Raw genomic sequence first — 19,743 nt, 5'->3', positions numbered from 1 at the left:
CCGTACGTACGGTTCCGTATACGGCGGTTCAATTAAGATAAATGACGCAAGAATTTATAACGAGTTTGTAGACTTTTAAACCCTTGATTATTCCAATAGGAAATATCGAGGGTTTTATCTAATATAGGACTGTTCGAGACGCGCCAATAGCCCTTTCGGCTATTTCCCCATTCATAAGCCTTCCCTTTTGGGACACCTAAATGTATAAGGTTGCGAATCCTTGTCTTTGGTAGAAATGCTATTTTAAATATGTACAATAATGCTTGGATAAATATGTACAAATTTGCTTTCATTTTACATACTAGTCTTGAGGTGACTAGTCATGTATATATCATTAAATGTCGATGTTAATTTTGAGATTAATAGTCTTTCAGACTTACCAAAATTCAAACAAATAATGGAGCATATGAAAATGAAAATTAATAAGAGTAAATTGGCTGAAGAACTTGGAGTAGATCGACGAACAGTTGAGAAATATCTAAATGGTTTTGTCCCCAAGAGGACAAGAAAAAAGTCCTCAAAAATTGATGAATATTATGAAGTGATCGCTGCTCTTTTATCTGAGGATTCTAAACAGGTGTTTTATTATCGGCGGGTGCTTTGGCAGTACTTAAAGGATAATCACGGTTTAGACTGTGGTGCTTCGACCTTTCGAGCCTATATCGCTCGAATACCTGAATTTAATGCTTACTTTGTGGAGGACAAACGTATTGCTTCTCCGAAGGGGACGGTTCGCTATGAAACTCCGCCAGGTAAACAAGCTCAATTAGATTGGAAGGAAAATATTCAATATGAAACAAAAGATGGCGAGCAGGTCGAGATCAATGTAGCTGCGCTTATTCTATCTACTTCAAGATTGCGAGTATTCCACTTGAGTATTTCCAAGTCACAAAGTACGCTGTTTTCCTTTCTAACAGAAGCTTTTGAAACGTTTGGCGGTGTTCCTGAGGAACTCCTTACGGATAATATGAAAACAGTGATGGATGAAGCAAGAACGGAACATTATCCGGGTAAAGTGAATGCAAAGTTTGAGCAATTCGCAAAAGACTTTGGCTTTAAAGTGAAAGCCTGTATCGCTGGCAGACCAAGGACAAAGGGAAAAGTCGAAACGACAATGAAATTGTTAGACGAAATTCATGCCTATCAAGGACAATTCTCTTTAGAGGAACTGCATCAATTTATACAAGAGTTAGCCAACAGAGTGAATCACCAGATTCACCAAGGGACAGGAAGAATACCAATGATTGAATATAAAAAAGAAAGGAACCACTTACTCCAGCTACCAACTGATAAAGTAAGAGATTCCTATCGCATTAAGCACACACAAGTAAAAGTCAATGCATCCAACATGATCTCCTACAAATCAAACCAGTATTCCGTACCACCAGAATATCAAGGAAAGAAAGTAGGTTTACAAGTGTATGATAACAACTTATGGATTTATTATAACATGAAACTTATTGCACAGCATCCAATCAGCAAAGCGAAGCTAAATTATCAGGAAGCACATTATAAAGCAGGTTTGGCTGTTTCAGCCCCTTACTATAACTATCCGGAAATCGATGATTTGGCAAAGAAAAATCTAGCAACGATTGGAGAAGTGTATAAATAATGAATCTATCCACTAATTATCAACAATTATTAAGAAACCTAGAGTATCTAAAGCTGAAGCAAATGACTCTACATTTAAATGAAGTAATTGATTTCGGAGTCCAGAACCAGCTGTCATTTATTGATACGTTAATCAAGTTAACCAACTATGAAATTGATGTGCGAGAACAAAATATGACGCAGTCGATGGTAAAGGTGGCTGCATTTCCACATATGAAAGAAATAAAAGATTTTGATTTCACTTTCCAAACCTCAGTCAATCAGCAACAGATTCAAGATTTTCTAACCTTTCGCTTTATTGAAGAGAACGAGAATATTGTTTTCTTAGGACCAAGTGGTGTTGGCAAAACACACTTGGCCACCGCCATAGGGATTGCGGCAGCAAAGAAAAGAACAAGTACCTATTTCATTAAATGCCATGATTTAATTCAGAATTTAAGACGAGCACGATTGGAGAACCGCTTAGAAACTCGTCTAAAACATTATACAAAATATAAACTATTAATCATTGATGAGATTGGTTATTTGCCAATTGATCAAGAAGATGCGAAATTATTTTTCCAACTGATTGACATGCGATATGAAAAGCGCAGTACGATCTTAACAACGAACGTAAACTTTAAGGCATGGGATGAAGTATTTCAGGAGCCTAAGCTGGCAAATGCCATCTTAGATCGCATCTTACACCATGCGAAGGTTGTGACAATGGTGGGAAATTCCTATCGTTTAAAGGATCATTTAGTGCAAGAAAACGAGTGATTTTGTACATCCTTAAACGAGCGAAAATGTACATATTTGTGTTGACATTTATATCTTTGGTTTCTTCCAGTCTTTCCATTGGCACATGCGAAGTCTTCTTCGTATCCAACCATCTAATTTTATAAACAGTGATTTAGTATCCGCTAATGCAAAATATCCACACCAACCCATTAGATATTGGTTTAATTTCTCCATCCGATATCTCATAGAATAGGGCATCTTTCTCGAAGTGATTTCTCGTATTTTCTTCTTCATTCGTTTTAAGCTTTCTTTTGCGATACGAATCTTTGGTTCTTTAGAAGACGTGAAGCTAAAACCTAGAAACTTCCGTTTCCATGGTCGGTCTACTGCTGACTTCTTCTCATTCACTTTTAATCGAAGTTTCTTTTCGATAAATCGTTGAATGCTTGCCCTTGTTCGTTCTCCTGCCCGCTTCGATTTTACGTAAACATTACAGTCATCTGCGTAACGAACGAATTTATGCCCTCGACTTTCTAGCTCTTTATCTAGTTCATCCAGAACTATGTTAGAGAGTAATGGACTTAATGGTCCGCCTTGTGGCGTTCCTTCTTCTGTACTTGAAATAACTCCATCCATCATAACGCCCGCCTGTAAATATTTGCGGATTAGCTTTAATAGTGGTTTGTCCTTGATTCTTTTCGCAAGTGTACTCATGAGTCTATCATGGTTGACCTTATCAAAGAACTTCTCTAAATCCATATCTACAACCCATCTATATCCTTCTTTGATATATCCCTTTGCTTCCCTTACCGCATCATGGGCGCTTCGGTTTGGTCGAAAGCCATAGCTATGTTCGGAGAACATCGGGTCATATATCTTCGATAATACTTGGGCAATGGCTTGTTGAATCAAACGATCTCTCACGGTTGGAATACCTAGTAGCCGAAAACCTCCACCAGTTTTCGGGATTTCGACTCTTCGGACAGGCATTGGCTCATAAGTACCCTTGAAAATAGCCTCTCTGATAGAATGCCAGTTTTCGACTAGGTGCTGTCGTAGGATTTGTACGGGCATCCTATCTACTCCATGACTTCCTTTATTCTGTTCTACTCGTTTTAATGCTTGAAGCATATTTTCCCGTGACAGGATTTGATTTAAAAGCATCGTTATTCTTCCTTCCGTGAATAGCTTATCTTCTTATGCCAGTGGTCACTCCACCCTCCAAGAGATCCCCCACGGAATTCACCGTTTCCTTCCTCAAGTGAGGTACTATGTTTTCTGTGTTCCTCATGACCTACTGAAAGCCAAGGGCTATTCTCTCCTAATTGTTCCGTCCTTCCAAATCGTTCTAGACCGATTTGTACTATGACATCGGCTGACTTCTGATGGTTCAGCTACTTATCGCTAAGTAGGTTAGGAAGAGTACTTCCCGTATCCATCAGACCTCCCCGGGTAAGAGTGCAATCTTTCCTTCCATCTATCTGCTTCATTTACTTTGTATCACCTTCGGCAGAAAGGACTTTGTTTTGTTTGGCAAACTCATCCAATGATACCTAGCCTTCTATGAAGTTCGTGTCCCTCAGACCGGAAGTTTGCCGCCCGCTTCCTTCAGATTCCGCGTCACCACGGACACCCTTGCGTTAGGCTAACTACTACTTCTGCCTTCGCAGTTCGGGACTTTCACCCTAAAGATTGCACCCATGCCGGGCACACCAAAAGAAAAAGCCTCCAAATGGAGGCTTTTTTCTCACTTTATTAGTAATGTACGTGTCCTGATGTCATTACCCAAATTGTTCCTCCGGCAACGACAATTGCGCAGAAGAAAGCATAAATGATATTAATAGTCTGTACTTGCCCTTCTCCTTCTGTAAGATGCATAAACATAAACAGTTGAAGAATTGCTTGAATAACAGCTAATGCTCCGATAATCCACATTACAGTAACCATTGGAAGATCTGTATATAACTTAGCCCCTACAGCTGCGAAGGTAAGTAATAAAGAAACAATAAAACCTGCAATATGACTAATTGGAAATTTTTCATTTTCATGATTTTTTGCCATCTTTTATTACCCTCCCATTCTAGCAAGATAAACGAATGTGAAGATGAAAATCCACACAACGTCTAAGAAATGCCAGTATAAACTTATAATAAATGTCTTACGAGCAGTTGTTGGTGTTAAGCCATGTTTAAGCAATTGAATAATAATCAATATCGCCCAACCTATACCTAAGGATACGTGCAATCCGTGTGTTCCTAGCAATACAAAGAAGGAAGAAAGGAAGGCACTTGTCTGCATTGTCGCTCCTTCATGTACATAATGAATAAATTCATTTACTTCCACAAAGACGAAGCCTGCACCCAATGCTAAAGTGATAATTAACCATGTTAATAATCCTTTTAAATTTTGGCGGCGCATATACCAGATAGCGATCCCACAAGTGAAACTACTTGTTAATAGTAAAAGTGTTTCAATCATTACATCTTTTAATTTAAATAATTCAGCTGGAGTAGGTCCGCCTGCAAAGTTATCCTTTAAAGATCCATAGGCTGCAAATAAGGTAGCGAATAATACAACCTCCGCACCAAGGAAAATCCAGAAGCCTAGAATATTTAAACGACTTTGCTCTGTTTGATATTCTAGTGGTAAGGACTTATCGACTTTTGCCATTATTTCTCACCTCTCCATGCACGTTCCGTTTTCTTAATAACATCCAGTTTAATATGGTAACCTTCGTTATAATCAAAGGAACGAATAATTAAGCCTACAAAAATACCTAAGCTACAAATTGCAGCTGGAATAAACCATTCAAATATTAGGAAGAAGCCGACAATACCAAATACAACACACATATAGAATGGAAGTCCAGAGTTGCTTGGCATGTGTATTTCTTCTAGTTCTTCTTCTTTTAATACTAAGCCTTCATTATTTTTCTTCATATACCAGAACGCATCTAATGCTTTTACTTCTGGAGTAATTGCAAAGTTATATGGCTGAACTGGTGAAGCTGTATGCCATTCTAGCGTTCTTGCATCCCATGGATCTGTAGAAATCTTTCTATCTGCATAACGAGTACTATAGTAGATGTTATAAACTAGCACGGCAAATCCAGCAGCAAGAATAAGAGATCCGATTGCTGATAACATGAACAATGGTGCAAATCCAGATTCCGCTGAGAAAGTATAAGAACGTCTTACTGCTCCTTTTAAGCCTAAGAAGAACATAGGCATAAAGGTTACATTAAAACCAATATTAAACAACCAGAAATGCCATTTTCCTAAACGTTCGTTTAATGCATAACCAAACATTTTTGGCCACCAGTAATAGAAACCAGCAAATACTGCATATACAACACCTGGTATTAATACATAGTGGAAATGAGCTACTAAGAATAAAGTATTATGATATTGATAGTCTGCTGCAGCCATTGCAAGCATAACTCCCGTTACCCCACCAATTGTAAAAGTCGGAATAAATGCAAGCGCCCATAGCATTGCCGTTGTAAATTGGATACGTCCTTTTCTCATAGTAAACAACCAGTTGAAAATCTTAACCCCAGTTGGAACTGCGATTAACATAGTTGTGATTGAGAATACAGAGTTTACAACTGGTCCAGATCCCATTGTATAGAAATGGTGAACCCAAACAAGGAAACTCAATAACGCAATACCGACAATAGAAATAATCATTGAATTATAACCATATAGGCGTTTTTTCGAGAATGTAGCAATAACTTCAGAGAACATTCCAAATGCAGGCAAGATAACAATATATACCTCTGGATGTCCCCATAACCAGAATAGGTTATTCCATAACATCGCATTTCCTCCACCAGAAATCGTGAAGAAATGAGTTCCGAATAAACGGTCAAATGTCATTAATGCTAATGCAACAGTTAAAATAGGGAATGCAAACACAATAATTACGTTTGTAATTAATGAAGTCCAAGTAAACATTGGCATTTTCATTAAAGTCATCCCTTTAGCACGCATTTTCAGGATTGTCACAATAAAGTTAATACCTGTCATTAACGTACCAATACCTGCGATTTGCAGTCCAATTGCATAGAAGTTGTTTCCAACTCCTGGTGTGAATTCTTTCCCCGCTAGAGGGAAATAGGATGTCCATCCTGCATCAGGAGAACCACCAATTACGAAAGAGATATTGAATAGCATTGCTCCACTGAATGTTAACCAGAAGCTTAATGCATTCAATTGTGGGAACGCAACATCACGTGCACCAATTTGCAATGGAATAACTACGTTCATTAATCCAATCAATGCTGGCATCGCCATAAAAAGAATCATGATAACACCATGCGTTGTAAATACTTCATTATAATGCTGTGGATCTAAAAATTTCATTTCAGGAGCTGCTGTTTGATATTTCATCATCAAACCGTCTACTCCACCACGGAAGAACATTAATACGGCAACAATAATATACATGATACCGATTTTTTTGTGATCAACCGTTGTTATCCATTCATCCCATAAATATTGCCACTTCTTAAAATAAGTAACACCTACTACTATAGCAAGCATTGTTAGAATAATACCTATTTGAGCAGACAATATTAGGGGATCACCAGTAATAACAATGTCATCCCACTTAATGTGCATCCTTTTCACCTCCGTCAGACTCTTGATTCTTTTCAAAAGTTCTACCTGGATATCCATGAACTCGATATAACTCAGGGTTTAAATAATAGTTTGAGTCTCCACCTTTACCGTGGTCAATCCACTCTAAATGTGTATTAGAGAAAGTCATACGGCCTAAATGTGTAGGCTTGATAATTTCTCTGTATTTCTCCTCTGTTAACTTAGGGGCAGTTTCTTTTACTTCATCTACCCATTTATCATAATCCTCTACAGATTTTGCTTCGACATCAAACTTCATCTCCGCATAACCTTTACCGTTAAAGCTTGTATTTTGTCCTTCATAGTTACCTGGGTTATCTGCTACCACATAGAGATCTGTTTCAGCACCATACATCGTATACTTTTGACCAGCTAAAGCAGGGATCCAAAATGATTGCATCGTACCAGCAGAAGTTAATTTAAACTCAACAGGTACACCTGCAGGGATATTTACATAATTAACTGTTTCAATCCCCTCTTCTGGATAACTAAAAATCCATTTCCAATCTGCAGAAGTAACGTTAATCACTACTGGATCACGATCTTTATAATCTTTTGGCACATCTTCTAAAGCAAAGATTGTTTTTACAGTTGGAACCGTTAATGCAATGATTATTAAGAACGGTATTACAGTCCAAACAATTTCAAGCTTTGTGCTTCCATGTTCTTCTGGCTCATAATCCGCATTTTCTTTTGTTGCACGATATTTCCAAACTATGTAGCCAAATAGTGCAAAAACTACTAGACAAACAAAAGCCATTAATACAATTGACCAGTTAATCAAGTCCGTAATACTTCTAGCAACAGGACCTTGGGGGTCAAATACTACCATGGATTCACAGCCACTTAAAATGAATAATGGTACAATTGCTAAAAGCGAAACTAAAACTCCCTTTTTCATTTGTACAGCTCCTTCCATATAAGTTAAAATGTTAAATTATTCACAGAATGTTCGATTTTTAGACACAGAACATTCATATTACAGAGGTAAAATAGGAATTATTACTACCTGTATGATGATATCATATCTTGAACCTATTATATGTGACAAAAAACGTAAGTATAATTTTACCAATTATCACATTTTCTATCCCTAGATTTTCCTATATTCAAGATTTTATCAACCTTTTTATTATAGCAGATACCATTTTTAAAATCCACGTCCATAATTATGTCACAAACTTTTTTACAAATTAGATTATTTCTGCATACTCTCTTTTAAAAACGCTTACATCAATTATAATTTATACTGGTTGCTTTTTCCATCATTTTGTTCGTGTTTTCCTTCTATAAATAGACATTCCTCCTTTTATATAGTCTGTTATATTTATCACAGACTATATATAATTAAACCTCATTCTCTTTCCTAATTCTAACCATTATTTATCTCCAGTTATACAAAATATCAGAAACAACTCTTCTCTTCTTACTGCTATAAAAAAAAGATAGAAATTTATACTGATACTAATAGCAGCTGCCACTAGTATCGGTACCTACTTCTATCTTTTGAAACGATTAATTTCCTAGTATTTCTTGTAATTTTCCTTTTACCTTTTCATTTACCTTTTTTGCATCTTCTTTAATCTCGTCTACTACTTTGCTCCATTTGGAAGAATTTTCTTTTATAGTCGTTTCTAATTCCTCCGCTTTCTCTTTAATTACCTTTTTTGTTTTTTCTACTTTTTTATTTACATTTTTATTATCCTTATTTGCAAGTCTATCACTGACGGATTGGACCTGAAAATTCTCTGGCTCGACATATTGTACGGCTTGATCCATAATTGTTTTAAAAATTGGTATGACATCACCTGAACTTTTACTTGGCAGATAATGCATCTTATCTGTTTTATCATATCCTAGCCACATCGACCCAACTAGATTAGGCGTATACCCTACAAACCATTGATCCTTTGTGCCAGAAATACTCGAATCCTCTAATTGAGTGGAGCCTGTTTTTCCGGCAAGTTGAAATCCTGTTATTTTTGCTCCTTGGCCTGTTCCTGATTTAATAACATCCAATAACATGGAGGTCATGTCATTTGTCACCGATTTGGAAGTAACTCTTGTCGACTTTGGCTCATATTCAGCCACAACGTTGCCTGTCGGTCCGACAATTTTTGTAATCAAATGACTTTCCATTCGGACTCCCTCATTAGGAAATGTAGAATAAGCGCTCGCCATTTGCAATGGTGAAACACCACTGTACATCCCGCCTAAAGCTATCCCAAGATATTCATCCTCTTTTTCATATGGAATGCCGAAGCGATCAAGGGATTTAAGACCATTTTCCAAACCAATTTTATCTAGCAGCCAGACTGCTGGCACATTTAAAGAGTCTTCTAATGCTTCATACATCGGAACTTCGCCTTTATAAGACTTAGTGAAGTTTTTCGGTTCATAATCACCCTTTTTGAAAGGCTTATCTTCAAGCATAGAGTCAATTTTATATCCTTTTTCTAAAGCAGGTGTATAAACAGCAAGTGGCTTCATCGTGGATCCTGGCTGTACTTTAATTTGAGTAGCTCGGTTAAATCCTCTGAAAACTTGCTCTCCTCTTCCTCCTACTAATCCTCTCACTCCCCCAGTTTCCGGATCAAGTAAAACCGCTCCGCCTTGCACTAATGTACCATCAGAACTTCTAGGAAACAGGGAATCTCTTGCAAAAGTTTTTTCTAAGGTAGATTGAAGATTTTGATCCATCTCTGTATAAATCTTATATCCTCTTTTTAAAATTTCTTCTTGTGTAAGTCCATACTTGCTGATTGCTTCATCAATCACCGCGTCCACAAAGTAAGGATAATCTCTTTCAATAAAAGATCCTCCCCCATTTTCTAATACAATTTTTTCGTTTACTGCTTGCTGGTACTGCTCTTCTGTAATTTTTTTTAATTCTACCATTTTCTTTAGAACAAGGTTGCGGCGATTTATAGCACCATCATAATTGTTATAAGGATCTAATGCAGATGGAGCTTGCACTATTCCTGCTAGCAATGCAGCCTCACTAATAGATACATCCTTAATATCTTTATTAAAATATTTCAAGGATGCTTGGCTGATACCCCAGGCACCACTACCAAAATAAACGTGATTCAAATACATTTGTAGAATTTCATCTTTTTTATAATGCTTTTCTATTTCTACAGCAAGAAATAGTTCCTCTGCTTTTCGCTTATAGGTCTGTTCGGAAGTTAACAAAGCATTTTTTGTTAATTGCTGGGTAATCGTACTTCCTCCACCAGTAATTCTCCCTGCAAAAATGTTCTTAAAAAACGCACGGCTGATCCCTTTAATATCAAACCCATTATGTTGATAGAAACGTTCATCTTCAATAGAAACAACTGCGTCTGGAACATATTTCGGGACATCCTTTAATTCAATGCCTTCTGTTCTTTCCGTTCTTATTCGAGTTGCTTCATCTCCATCTTTATCATAAATAATGGTCGCCTGACTTAAACCAGCCTTTAATGAACTAACATTTGCTTGTGTTGCTAGGTACGTAAAATATAATATCGCTAATAAAACAAATAATAACAAAGCCAACAGTATAATTTGGGTAAGGTGTCTCTTTTTCCAGAAACGTCGAAACCCTTCCCAATATGGTTTTAATCGATCCATCTATTACCTATCCTTTACTTTTACTCATAGAATAAATGCTTCTTCTTTTTTTCTATCTAATCATTAGACGGTTATTTTCTCTTATATGTTGCAACTATCTATGAAAACTATATTCTCTTTCTTTCTAAATTACAAGAAGGGATCTCTATCTAATATTACCAAATTTAACTAGAAGAGGGGTTATTGTTTATCCATTTGATTTCTTGGGAAAAGAATAAGTAAAGGCTAAAAGGATGTGAGAGATAATGAAAAAAATGTTCAGACGAATCATTACGTGGGGACCTATCATTTATCCCTTCGCCAAAAAAATGTGGGACAAGCGCAAACAGTCAAAGGCAACCTCAGCATTAGCAACACGCTCTAAGAGTTTCTAATTACTCTTGAAATAAAAAATCCAATGGGCTTTGAGACCTCATTGGATTTTTTATTTATGCATTTATTTTGTTATAAGTAAGCACTACTTCTTTCACTAAAGCATGATCTTCACTTAAACCAGAAACTTCACTAAAAGCAGCTTGAACTCCTTTTGCATCTATGAAGTTCTTTAATTCCACAGACTCTTGATCTTCTGCTGTATAAAAGTGAAGAGCCGATGCCATTACTTCTACTAAATAAGACGGAATTTCTTTAAACTCATTATAGTATGCTAGTGCTGGAGCAACTAATCGATCATTCCCGCCCAATTTTCGAAGCGGTGATCTACCAACTCGTTTTACATCGTCTACAATATAAACATTCGCAAAGCGGCCTAAAATTTTGTCGATATATTTTTGATGATCTGCTGCATTAAAACCATATTTTGCTACTAATACTTTTCCTGTTTCTTGTAAAACATGAAGCACCTTTTCTTTCACATCTTCATGTTGAATTGTTTCAGAAATGGTTTCATAGTTCTTTCTATTGCCTAAATAGGCTGTTGCTGCATGGCCAGTATTTACAGTAAATAACTTTCTTTCGATATATGCCTGTAAATTACTTACGAAATGTGCCTCTGCAATTTCAGGTTTTGGTCCTTTAATTGCCGTTTCATCTACAACCCACTCATGGAAAGGTTCTACTAGAACATCTAATAAGTTTTCATTCTTCTGGTTTGGCACAATTCTATCCACAGCTGAGTCAGGGAAACCAACGTATTCCTCTGTCCATGCTGCTTCCTCTTCATTTAAATGCTCTAACACAAACTGTTTAAGGGCACTACTACCACCAATCATATTTTCACAAGCAATCACATTAACTGGTGTTTGATTACTTTTCATTCGTGCTTTAATTCCGTCAGCAATTAATGGCGCGATAAACTTTAGAATATTAGGTCCGATAGCTGTAGTCACAATGTCTGCATGGATAAATTGTTCCACCACTTGTTCTGGATTTACTTTACTATTAATTCCTTTAATATTTTTAACTGTGAATTGATCTTTCGCTTCATTTGCCAATAAAACATGATATTGACCAACACGATTAATTTCATCGATAATTTGTTCGTTTACATCCACAAAGGTAATAGCATAATTTGACTGATGTAGTAATAGACCAATAAATCCTCTACCTATATTTCCAGCTCCAAAATGAATAGCATTCATCGTATTATTCTACCTCGCTTAAAATTTGGATTATTTCCTCTTCTGATTTCGCAGCAACTAATTTTTCGACATTTTCCATTTCAGAACATACAATAGCAATTTGTGATAACAACTCTAAATGTTCGCCATCCTTCCCAGCAATTCCAATGATTAATTTAACAATATTGCCATCTCCAAAATCTACTCCGTTCGGTGCTTGAATAACAGATAACCCAGAGTTTAATACTGCTGTTTTTGCTTCATCTGTACCATGGGGAATAGCTAAGAAGTTACCCATATAAGTTGATGAAATTTCTTCTCTTTGCAGCATAGCTGGAACATAATCCTCTGAAACATAGCCTTGTTCCACTAGAATTTGACCTGCTTTTTTGATTGCTTCCTCTTTACTTGCTAGGCTGCTGTTTAAAATAATGTTCTCTTTTTTTAAAATACTCATTGTTTATTCCTCCTATTAATTTCTCAAATGATGTTTTAAAAACCTGCTGCTAATAAAATTTAATAGTTCTTCTTTCTTGCCGTTACTGAATACATGAATACTTCTTTCCGATTCAATAATAGAGGCACTTAAAAAACTTAATACTTCCATTACATTTGGATTTGCATCTAACGGCGCAAGCAAAAGTAATACCCGCTTCACCATTTCATTAGCACCATTCATTGCCCTCAAACTCACCATCTCGGGCAAGTCTATGATATTGAAAGACGGTTTTTCAATTTGATTATTACTTGTGTGATAAAGAGCTAAATTGGTTTCCGGAATAGCCAGTCCCCCTATTTCAGCCCGTGCTTCTAAAGCAGCAAATACTTCTTCCACGCTTGAAATAGAACCTTGTTGTTTCAATATCCTTAATCCCTTGTTTAAGCTTGCACTTAAACTTGCTCTCTCATCCCAAATATCCAGCTCATTTAAAATGGAGGATAAAAGCTGGGCTTGCTCTGAAAAAAGGAGAAAAGACTGGAAATCGATACATTTTTGTTTAGGAACTTCTATTCCCTTCTCTTCCCTTATTACATGACCAATATTCTTTTGAAGATAAGTTTTTACTTCTTCCAAATCCTTATCATTTAAAATCGGATTTACTAATAAATAATCTCTCGAGATGTCCTCTAATGGAATAGTCGAAAGAATGGCATCATAATCCTCGATGGAAATATTCTTTAATTCGAATACAGATGCTGTTTTCACTTCTGATAGGCTTGGAATTTGATTAACAATTTTTGCTGCAAGCATTTTAGATGTCCCAATTCCGCTTGAACAAATGATCAATAACTTTATATTTTTTGTTATTTTTCTATCATTTAACGCAGAACCAAAATGAAGGACTAAATAGCCGATTTCTTCTTCTGGTACATCTCTGTCCACAAGTGTTTTTTCCACAGCTTGTTGAACCACTTCAAACAACTCAGCATAATCCTCTTTAATATCTTCTAATAAGGGATTAGAAATACTCATTTTCTGATCTAAACGATATAATGTAGGCTGAAGGTGAGCTAATAAGCCTTGAAATAAAGAATCATCTGCCAATGTTGTATGCAGTAGTTTTTCGACATTGGCAATTAACGTCCTAACTAGCATAGCTACCTCAACATTTTCATCTTCAATTCCGACTTTATTGTCATAACGTACCTTTGCTCCCCTTAAATGCATCGTAATATAACCGACTTCCTCTATAGGGATCGAAATATCAAAAGTACGTTCTAGTCTTGAAACAATTTGGCGCGCAAAATCAAATTCTTTTGTCTGCGACAACTCCCCTAGATAATCTTCTTTAAAAGAAATATTTTCTCCACGCTGGATCCTCTCCATAGCAAGAGCAATGTGAACGACCAATCCAACATAAGAACTATCCGCCAGTGGATAAGGTAATTGCTCGTTGATATCTTCAATAATATTTTCAATACGCAGCAATTTTTCTTTTTGAACCAATCCTAAAAGCCGTTCGGAAATCGAGTCGATTTTATTGCTAGATTTTTTCTGAATATTTTCCTTCACCATTTTAAGAAACTCTGGAACATCAAATCGGTCGGATATAAGACTGCGAATCGCTTTTCTCTTATCTTCCTCCGTTCCAACCAATTCAATACCATAACCTCTTTTTCTCATTAATTGCAAATCATACTTTGCTATAATCGGTTCCAGCTTATCCAAATCATTGCTCACCGTGGCAGTTGTTACTCCTAATTCTTTTGCTAAAGAAAATAATTTAATCGGTTCTTGATGATCCAGTAAGGTACATAAAGCAACAATTATCCGTTCATCGGGTGTGTATTCTATATAATCCTGTTTTAAGATAGATACTCTTAGTTGATAAATATCATTAGGATGTCCTTCAATTTTCACACCGACTCCAGCTTTTTTATTCATTTTAAGATGAAAATCTTTTAGTATAGCTTCGACGTTTTTTAAATCACGATGTATTGTTCGTTCACTGACATTTACATGTTCAGCAATTCCCTTAATCGTCATTTCTTCCTCTATATTTTCTAATAGTATCTGTAAAATAATTCTTTCTCGAGCGGAAATAATCATAGCTTATCTCCTTAATCACCTGACATAATTTAATTATAAGACTGTTATATACACTTATTCAAACAGTATTAAACATATTTTTTTCAATTTCATTGTTGCCAATTCTAATTTATGGTTCCCTATTTTTATCTATAAATACTGAAAATTAACTACTTTTTCATCAAAAAGCTTAAATGGTTTTATTCTGGACATATACCGCGTTAAACACAAAAATACCGGCCAATTTATACAAAGTTGGCCGGTATTTCTGCTAAGACTTATTTTAATTTTTCAATGATCTCATCATATTTAGGGCTGTTCATGAAATTCTCAACAGAAACATGATGTGCATTCGGTAATTTTTCTACTGCTCTATCTGTTAAATCTTTATGGGTAATAACAAGATCTGCATCACTTGGAAGGTTTGCAATAGAAGTATTTGTTACATCTACTCCTTCTATTCCTGCCTTTTTCACTTTATTACGCATAATAGACGCACCCATCGCACTAGATCCCATACCAGCATCACAAGCGAAGATTACTTTCTTCACTGATTTGTAATCAAATTCTGTAGCACTTGTTTCATCAGGAGTTTCTGCAGTCTCAGTAATTGCACTTGCAACTGAGCTTTTCTTCCCTTTTAAAGCTTCCATTTTTTCTGTTGCTGCATTAATATCTTCTTCTTTATCTTTACTTGTTTTCAAAATAATAGCTGCAATCACGAAAGAAATAATCGTTGCAACCACAACACCAGCAATTACGCCTAAATGCTGTCCTTTTGGTGCCATCGCCATTAATGCAATGATGCTACCAGGAGACGGAGTGGCAACTAATCCTGCATCAAATAATGTAAAGGTGAATACTCCACCCATTCCACCAGCAATAACTGCTAATAACATCATAGGTTTCATCAAGATGTACGGGAAGTAAATTTCATGAATACCACCCAAGAAGTGAATAATCGCTGCCCCAGGTGCTGTCTGTCTTGATGTACCTCTTCCAAATATACAATAAGCTAATAATACCCCAAACCCAGGACCAGGGTTTGATTCTAGTAAGAATAGAATAGATTTCCCTACCTCTTTCGCTTGTTCTACCCCAATCGGACCTAAAATACCTTGGTTGATGGCATTATTTAAGAACAATACTTTAGCAGGCTCAATAAAGATACTTGCTAATGGTAAGAGCTTTGCATCAACAATTAACTCTACTCCGCTTGATAAGAAAGTGCTTAACCCTTCTACAACTGGACCAACATATTTAAAACCAATAATGGCAATAATTGCACCTAAGATACCAGCTGAGAAGTTATTTACTAACATTTCAAATCCGGCTTTAATTTTCCCTCTAAATAAATCATCCACTTTTTTGATTAAGAAACCACCAAGCGGACCCATTACCATTGCTCCAAGGAACATCGGAATATCTGCACCAACGATTACACCCATCGATGCGATTGCACCAACCACGCCACCGCGCTCTGCATAAACCATCTTACCGCCTGTATAACCAATTAATAATGGCAATAAGTATTTAATCATCGGATCTACAAGTTGAGCTAATTCAGCATTAGGTCTCCACCCTGTTGGGATGAATAAAGCTGTAATTAGCCCCCATGCGATAAATGCTCCTATATTAGGCATAATCATGCCACTTAAATGACTACCAAAACGCTGTATTTTGACACGAAAACCATTTTTATTTTCGTCTGACATTTTGTTTAACCCCCTTAATATTTCAGTTTGATTATAAAGCGGTTACAGATTATTCTCAATTCAAAGTAAATACATTTTTGACAGACACAATGTTGACACAATTAAATTAATTTAATTGGTAAAATTCAATAAAATCAGCATTCGTTTTAATCTCCTTTTTTTAAAATGCCACCAACCATCCTATTTATACGGATCTACACATAAAAAAAGAGAAGGGTTTCCCCTTCTCTAAAAAGTCTTTCATCAAGCTTCGACTACACTTGTATCTTTGGTTACTTCAATGAAATGTATATGATGTTCTTCAATATTTTTAATTTTGAAGATATATCCTTCCTCTTCCAATATATCTCCTTCAACCGCTTCAAAATTATTGGTCAAAAACCATCCGCCTATTGTATCTACTTCATCTTCTGATAAGTGAGTGCCTAAAAGATCATTTACTTCGCTAATCAATACTTTTCCATTAAGAATATAATGATTATCCTTTATTTTGCGAATGTCAGAGATTTCATCCTCATCAAATTCATCTCTAATGTCTCCAACAATTTCCTCAAGAATGTCTTCTGCTGTTACAATTCCTGAAGTACCACCGTACTCATCAAGCAAAATAGCCATATGTGTACGTTCCTTTTGCATTTTAATCAGCAATTCGCGGATAGGAACAGTTTCAATTACACGAATAATCGGTTTCATATATTCCTCTAATTGAATTTCTTCTCTGTTTTGAATGGTTGCCGTTAGAAATTCGCGAATATTAATTAAGCCGATTACATTATCCTTATCCCCATTTACTAAAGGGTAGCGAGTATAATTTTCTTCCTCTAAGATAGCCATTATTTCATCAAACGTATTGTCCACACTGATAGTCACCATTTCTGTTCTAGGGACCATAATTTCTTTGGCAATTCGTTCATCAAACTCAAAAATATTATTTACATATGCTAATTCGTTTTTATTGATTTCACCGCTTTTATAGCTTTCTGACATTAAAATTCTTAACTCTTCTTCCGAGTGAGCAAGTTCATGTTCTGACGCTGGCTTTAATCCAAAGATACTTGTCAAAAGTCTTGCAGAGCCATTCAACAACCAAATAAACGGATATAATAGGCGATAAAACCAAATAATTGGTGTTGCAAAGGCTAATGTTATTAATTCTGCTTTTTGAATAGCTACCGTTTTTGGAGCTAATTCCCCAACAACGACATGCAAAAAAGTTACAAGTAAAAAAGAAATAACGAAGGCAATTAAGTGCGATAGCGCCGTTCCGATCGATAAATGAACAAATAGAGGCTCGAGAATTTCTGCGAAAGTAGATTCTCCAATCCAACCAAGACCTAATGCTGTCACAGTTATCCCTAATTGGCAGGCTGATAAGTATTCATCTAAATGTGTCGTAACTTTTTTTGCTGCTAATGCTCCTTTTTTCCCTTCAGCAACTAACTGATCAATTCTTGAACTCCTGACTTTTACGATCGCAAACTCTGTTGCCACGAAAAAAGCAGTAAATGCAATTAATATCACAAATAAAATCAAATTAAAAATTTCCAATAAGTAGCCCGTAAAGGGGCTTACACCTCCTGATTAATAAAAGCCGCATGCCTTTCTCCCATTACAAAAGGAAAGACACTGCTACTAGTTAAAATTCATTCCTTCTTCCGAATATATAAATAAATGCAAAACAGTTAATTTAGCAAAAGAAGCAGTGCTTGTATTAAAGAAATGCTTTCATGGATAATAGTATTTCTTACTTATCTATTTTTATGTTGAGCCTGTACGTCTCTATAGGGAAGCATCTAATGTCTAATGAATTTTATCACTTAGACTCTTCCTATTTGCTCTCAGTTCCTAATACCTATGGAATGCACTTGCTGATTATTTAATTGTTCCTTCATTTCCTCCAGCGTAAGCTTACTCTTTTTGTATTCTTACTTTATTTGTTCAATTTTGTTCTTCACTATAGTAACGATAATTAGTTTGGGAACGCTCTGCTTGAAGAAGGCCAAGGTTTGTATAATAATCAATGGTTCTTTTTGCCACACCAGTAGCTTTTGCTAAATCACCAATTCTTAATTTCACAGCCCCATCGCTTCTCCTCCTAACCATAACGTTTTAGTTATACTTAATTAATTATATAAGTCTAAGGAGAAAAGTTTCAAGCAAAATACTTCCAATATATTTTGCACACGCTTTTTATCTTGCTAAATTTTCAAAAATGTCGGCTTTTTTATATGATTAAAATTCAATTTAGGTTAAAATATAGGAAGATAGACGGAAAAGAGAAAATATATCAAAAAGGGGAAATGGAGTGGAAACAATTATCAATTTTCTTACAAGTAAAAGTGTAAAAAGGTTTTTCATCTTTGCTTTCATGATTCTGGGTATCTATGCACTTAGAAGTATGATTAATTTAATGCTTTTTACCTTTATTCTTTCATTTTTAATGGATCGTATGGAAAAAATTATTTCTAAGCGAATTCACGTAAAACGAAACGTTATAGTTAGCATCCTCTATCTCATAACGATCGGATTACTTTCTTATAGCTTTATTAAATATTTGCCAATGTTGGTGGAAGAAATAACGGCATTAGTTAGACAACTAATGGATTTTTACTCTCGTCCACATGATAATGCTGTCTTAAATTATATTGTTTCCATTATTCAAGAAAGACAAATAAACAGCTATTTGGAACAAGGGCTGGGCATTATCGTCAAATATTTTTCCAGTATTAGTTCCCTAAGTTTACAATTCATACTAGCTATTATCTTAAGCTTCTTCTTCCTGTTAGAGAAGCCCCGTTTGATTAAATATAAAGAAAACTTCCGCACAAGTAAAATAGCTCCTTTTTATAACGAAATGGAATTTTTCGGTAAAAAATTTGTGTTAACTTTCGGAAAAGTATTAGAAGCACAGGTTATCATCGCTTTAGTAAATTGCATTTTAACGACAATCGGATTATGGATACTTAGTTTTCCTCAATTACTAGGATTATCTCTTATGGTATTTGTTCTTGGTCTTATTCCAGTGGCTGGGGTTATTATTTCCCTCATTCCCTTATTAACGATTGGATATACCATTGGTGGATACCCCTATATCATTATTTTGATTATTTTTGTTTGTATCATTCATGCGATCGAAGCTTATATACTTAACCCGAAGCTAATGTCTTCGAAAACAAATTTACCTGTATTTTTCACTTTTATCGTCCTTATCTTCTCAGAGCATTTCTTTGGAGTATGGGGATTAATCATTGGTATACCTGTGTTTGTATTTCTTTTAGATATCCTCCAAGTACAAAGCATGGATCCCAAAAGGAAAACAGACTTAGTAAAAGAATAGCTCGGCTTCATTTCAA

General features: G+C 35.7%; 14 protein-coding genes and 2 pseudogenes. 3 read left to right on the top strand and 13 right to left on the bottom strand.

Features of this window, described 5'->3' with window-relative positions; all coding sequences use genetic code 11:
* Positions 1 to 32: 32 nt before the first annotated feature.
* A pseudogene (locus tag NX902_RS25785) lies at positions 33 to 230 on the bottom strand (group II intron reverse transcriptase/maturase); the annotation flags it as partial.
* A 92-nt stretch (positions 231 to 322) separates the two neighbouring features.
* Between NX902_RS25785 and istA the strand changes: the two are divergent.
* Both istA and istB read left to right on the top strand, forming a co-directional pair.
* Entirely contained in the window at positions 323 to 1,612 is a 1,290-nt protein-coding gene (gene istA / locus NX902_RS01970) for an IS21 family transposase (RefSeq protein WP_061801336.1), read from the top strand.
* Positions 1,612 to 2,370 carry an IS21-like element helper ATPase IstB gene (gene istB, locus NX902_RS01965; protein WP_061801337.1) on the top strand — a complete coding sequence of 253 codons (759 nt, stop codon included), beginning with the start codon at positions 1,612 to 1,614 and terminating at the stop codon, positions 2,368 to 2,370. Before istA ends, istB begins: the two co-directional genes overlap by 1 nt.
* A 48-nt stretch (positions 2,371 to 2,418) precedes the next feature.
* Here istB and ltrA read toward each other — a convergent pair whose 3' ends face one another.
* The 12 genes and pseudogenes from ltrA to NX902_RS01905 all read right to left on the bottom strand — a co-directional run.
* Positions 2,419 to 3,495, bottom strand: a complete 1,077-nt coding sequence (gene ltrA, locus NX902_RS01960) for a group II intron reverse transcriptase/maturase (protein WP_341160519.1) — start codon at positions 3,493 to 3,495, stop codon at positions 2,419 to 2,421.
* Positions 3,496 to 4,086: 591 nt separating this feature from the next.
* Positions 4,087 to 4,392 (bottom strand): cytochrome aa3 quinol oxidase subunit IV, encoded by a 306-nt coding sequence (qoxD, locus tag NX902_RS01955; RefSeq protein ID WP_047944233.1) that lies wholly within the window; start codon positions 4,390 to 4,392, stop codon positions 4,087 to 4,089.
* 6 nt (positions 4,393 to 4,398) lie between these two features.
* Positions 4,399 to 5,001: a cytochrome aa3 quinol oxidase subunit III gene (qoxC, locus tag NX902_RS01950; RefSeq protein WP_095322681.1), complete on the bottom strand. Its 603-nt coding sequence runs from the start codon at positions 4,999 to 5,001 to the stop codon at positions 4,399 to 4,401.
* Positions 5,001 to 6,953 carry a cytochrome aa3 quinol oxidase subunit I gene (gene qoxB / locus NX902_RS01945; protein WP_095331089.1) on the bottom strand — a complete coding sequence of 651 codons (1,953 nt, stop codon included), beginning with the start codon at positions 6,951 to 6,953 and terminating at the stop codon, positions 5,001 to 5,003. Before qoxB ends, qoxC begins: the two co-directional genes overlap by 1 nt.
* Positions 6,943 to 7,872: a cytochrome aa3 quinol oxidase subunit II gene (gene qoxA / locus NX902_RS01940; protein ID WP_095331091.1), complete on the bottom strand. Its 930-nt coding sequence runs from the start codon at positions 7,870 to 7,872 to the stop codon at positions 6,943 to 6,945. The genes qoxB and qoxA overlap by 11 nt, the downstream gene beginning before the upstream one ends.
* 614 nt (positions 7,873 to 8,486) lie before the next feature.
* Positions 8,487 to 10,586 carry a transglycosylase domain-containing protein gene (locus NX902_RS01935; RefSeq protein ID WP_095331093.1) on the bottom strand — a complete coding sequence of 700 codons (2,100 nt, stop codon included), beginning with the start codon at positions 10,584 to 10,586 and terminating at the stop codon, positions 8,487 to 8,489.
* Positions 10,587 to 11,014: 428 nt separating this feature from the next.
* On the bottom strand, positions 11,015 to 12,166 hold the full coding sequence (locus tag NX902_RS01930; RefSeq protein WP_095331094.1) for a mannitol-1-phosphate 5-dehydrogenase: 1,152 nt from the start codon (positions 12,164 to 12,166) through the stop codon (positions 11,015 to 11,017).
* A 4-nt stretch (positions 12,167 to 12,170) separates the two neighbouring features.
* Positions 12,171 to 12,602, bottom strand: coding sequence for a PTS sugar transporter subunit IIA (locus tag NX902_RS01925; RefSeq protein WP_047944240.1), 432 nt, complete (start codon positions 12,600 to 12,602; stop codon positions 12,171 to 12,173).
* A gap of 15 nt (positions 12,603 to 12,617) precedes the next feature.
* Positions 12,618 to 14,696, bottom strand: a complete 2,079-nt coding sequence (locus NX902_RS01920; protein ID WP_095331096.1) for a BglG family transcription antiterminator — start codon at positions 14,694 to 14,696, stop codon at positions 12,618 to 12,620.
* Positions 14,697 to 14,953: 257 nt separating this feature from the next.
* On the bottom strand, positions 14,954 to 16,390 hold the full coding sequence (locus NX902_RS01915; protein ID WP_095331097.1) for a PTS mannitol transporter subunit IICB: 1,437 nt from the start codon (positions 16,388 to 16,390) through the stop codon (positions 14,954 to 14,956).
* A 243-nt stretch (positions 16,391 to 16,633) separates the two neighbouring features.
* Positions 16,634 to 17,938 (bottom strand): hemolysin family protein, encoded by a 1,305-nt coding sequence (locus NX902_RS01910; protein ID WP_095331098.1) that lies wholly within the window; start codon positions 17,936 to 17,938, stop codon positions 16,634 to 16,636.
* Between the two features lie 402 nt (positions 17,939 to 18,340).
* Positions 18,341 to 18,493, bottom strand: a pseudogene (locus tag NX902_RS01905) (MerR family DNA-binding transcriptional regulator); the annotation flags it as partial.
* Between the two features lie 202 nt (positions 18,494 to 18,695).
* Between NX902_RS01905 and NX902_RS01900 the strand changes: the two are divergent.
* Positions 18,696 to 19,727 carry an AI-2E family transporter gene (locus NX902_RS01900; protein ID WP_095331100.1) on the top strand — a complete coding sequence of 344 codons (1,032 nt, stop codon included), beginning with the start codon at positions 18,696 to 18,698 and terminating at the stop codon, positions 19,725 to 19,727.
* Positions 19,728 to 19,743: the final 16 nt, after the last annotated feature.

The sequence above is a fragment of the Niallia sp. FSL W8-0954 genome (assembly GCF_038005605.1).
GTDB classification, from domain to species: domain Bacteria; phylum Bacillota; class Bacilli; order Bacillales; family Cytobacillaceae; genus Niallia; species Niallia circulans_A.
The sequence above is the reverse complement of the archived record's forward strand: the minus strand, read 5'-3'. Positions and strand labels throughout refer to the sequence as shown.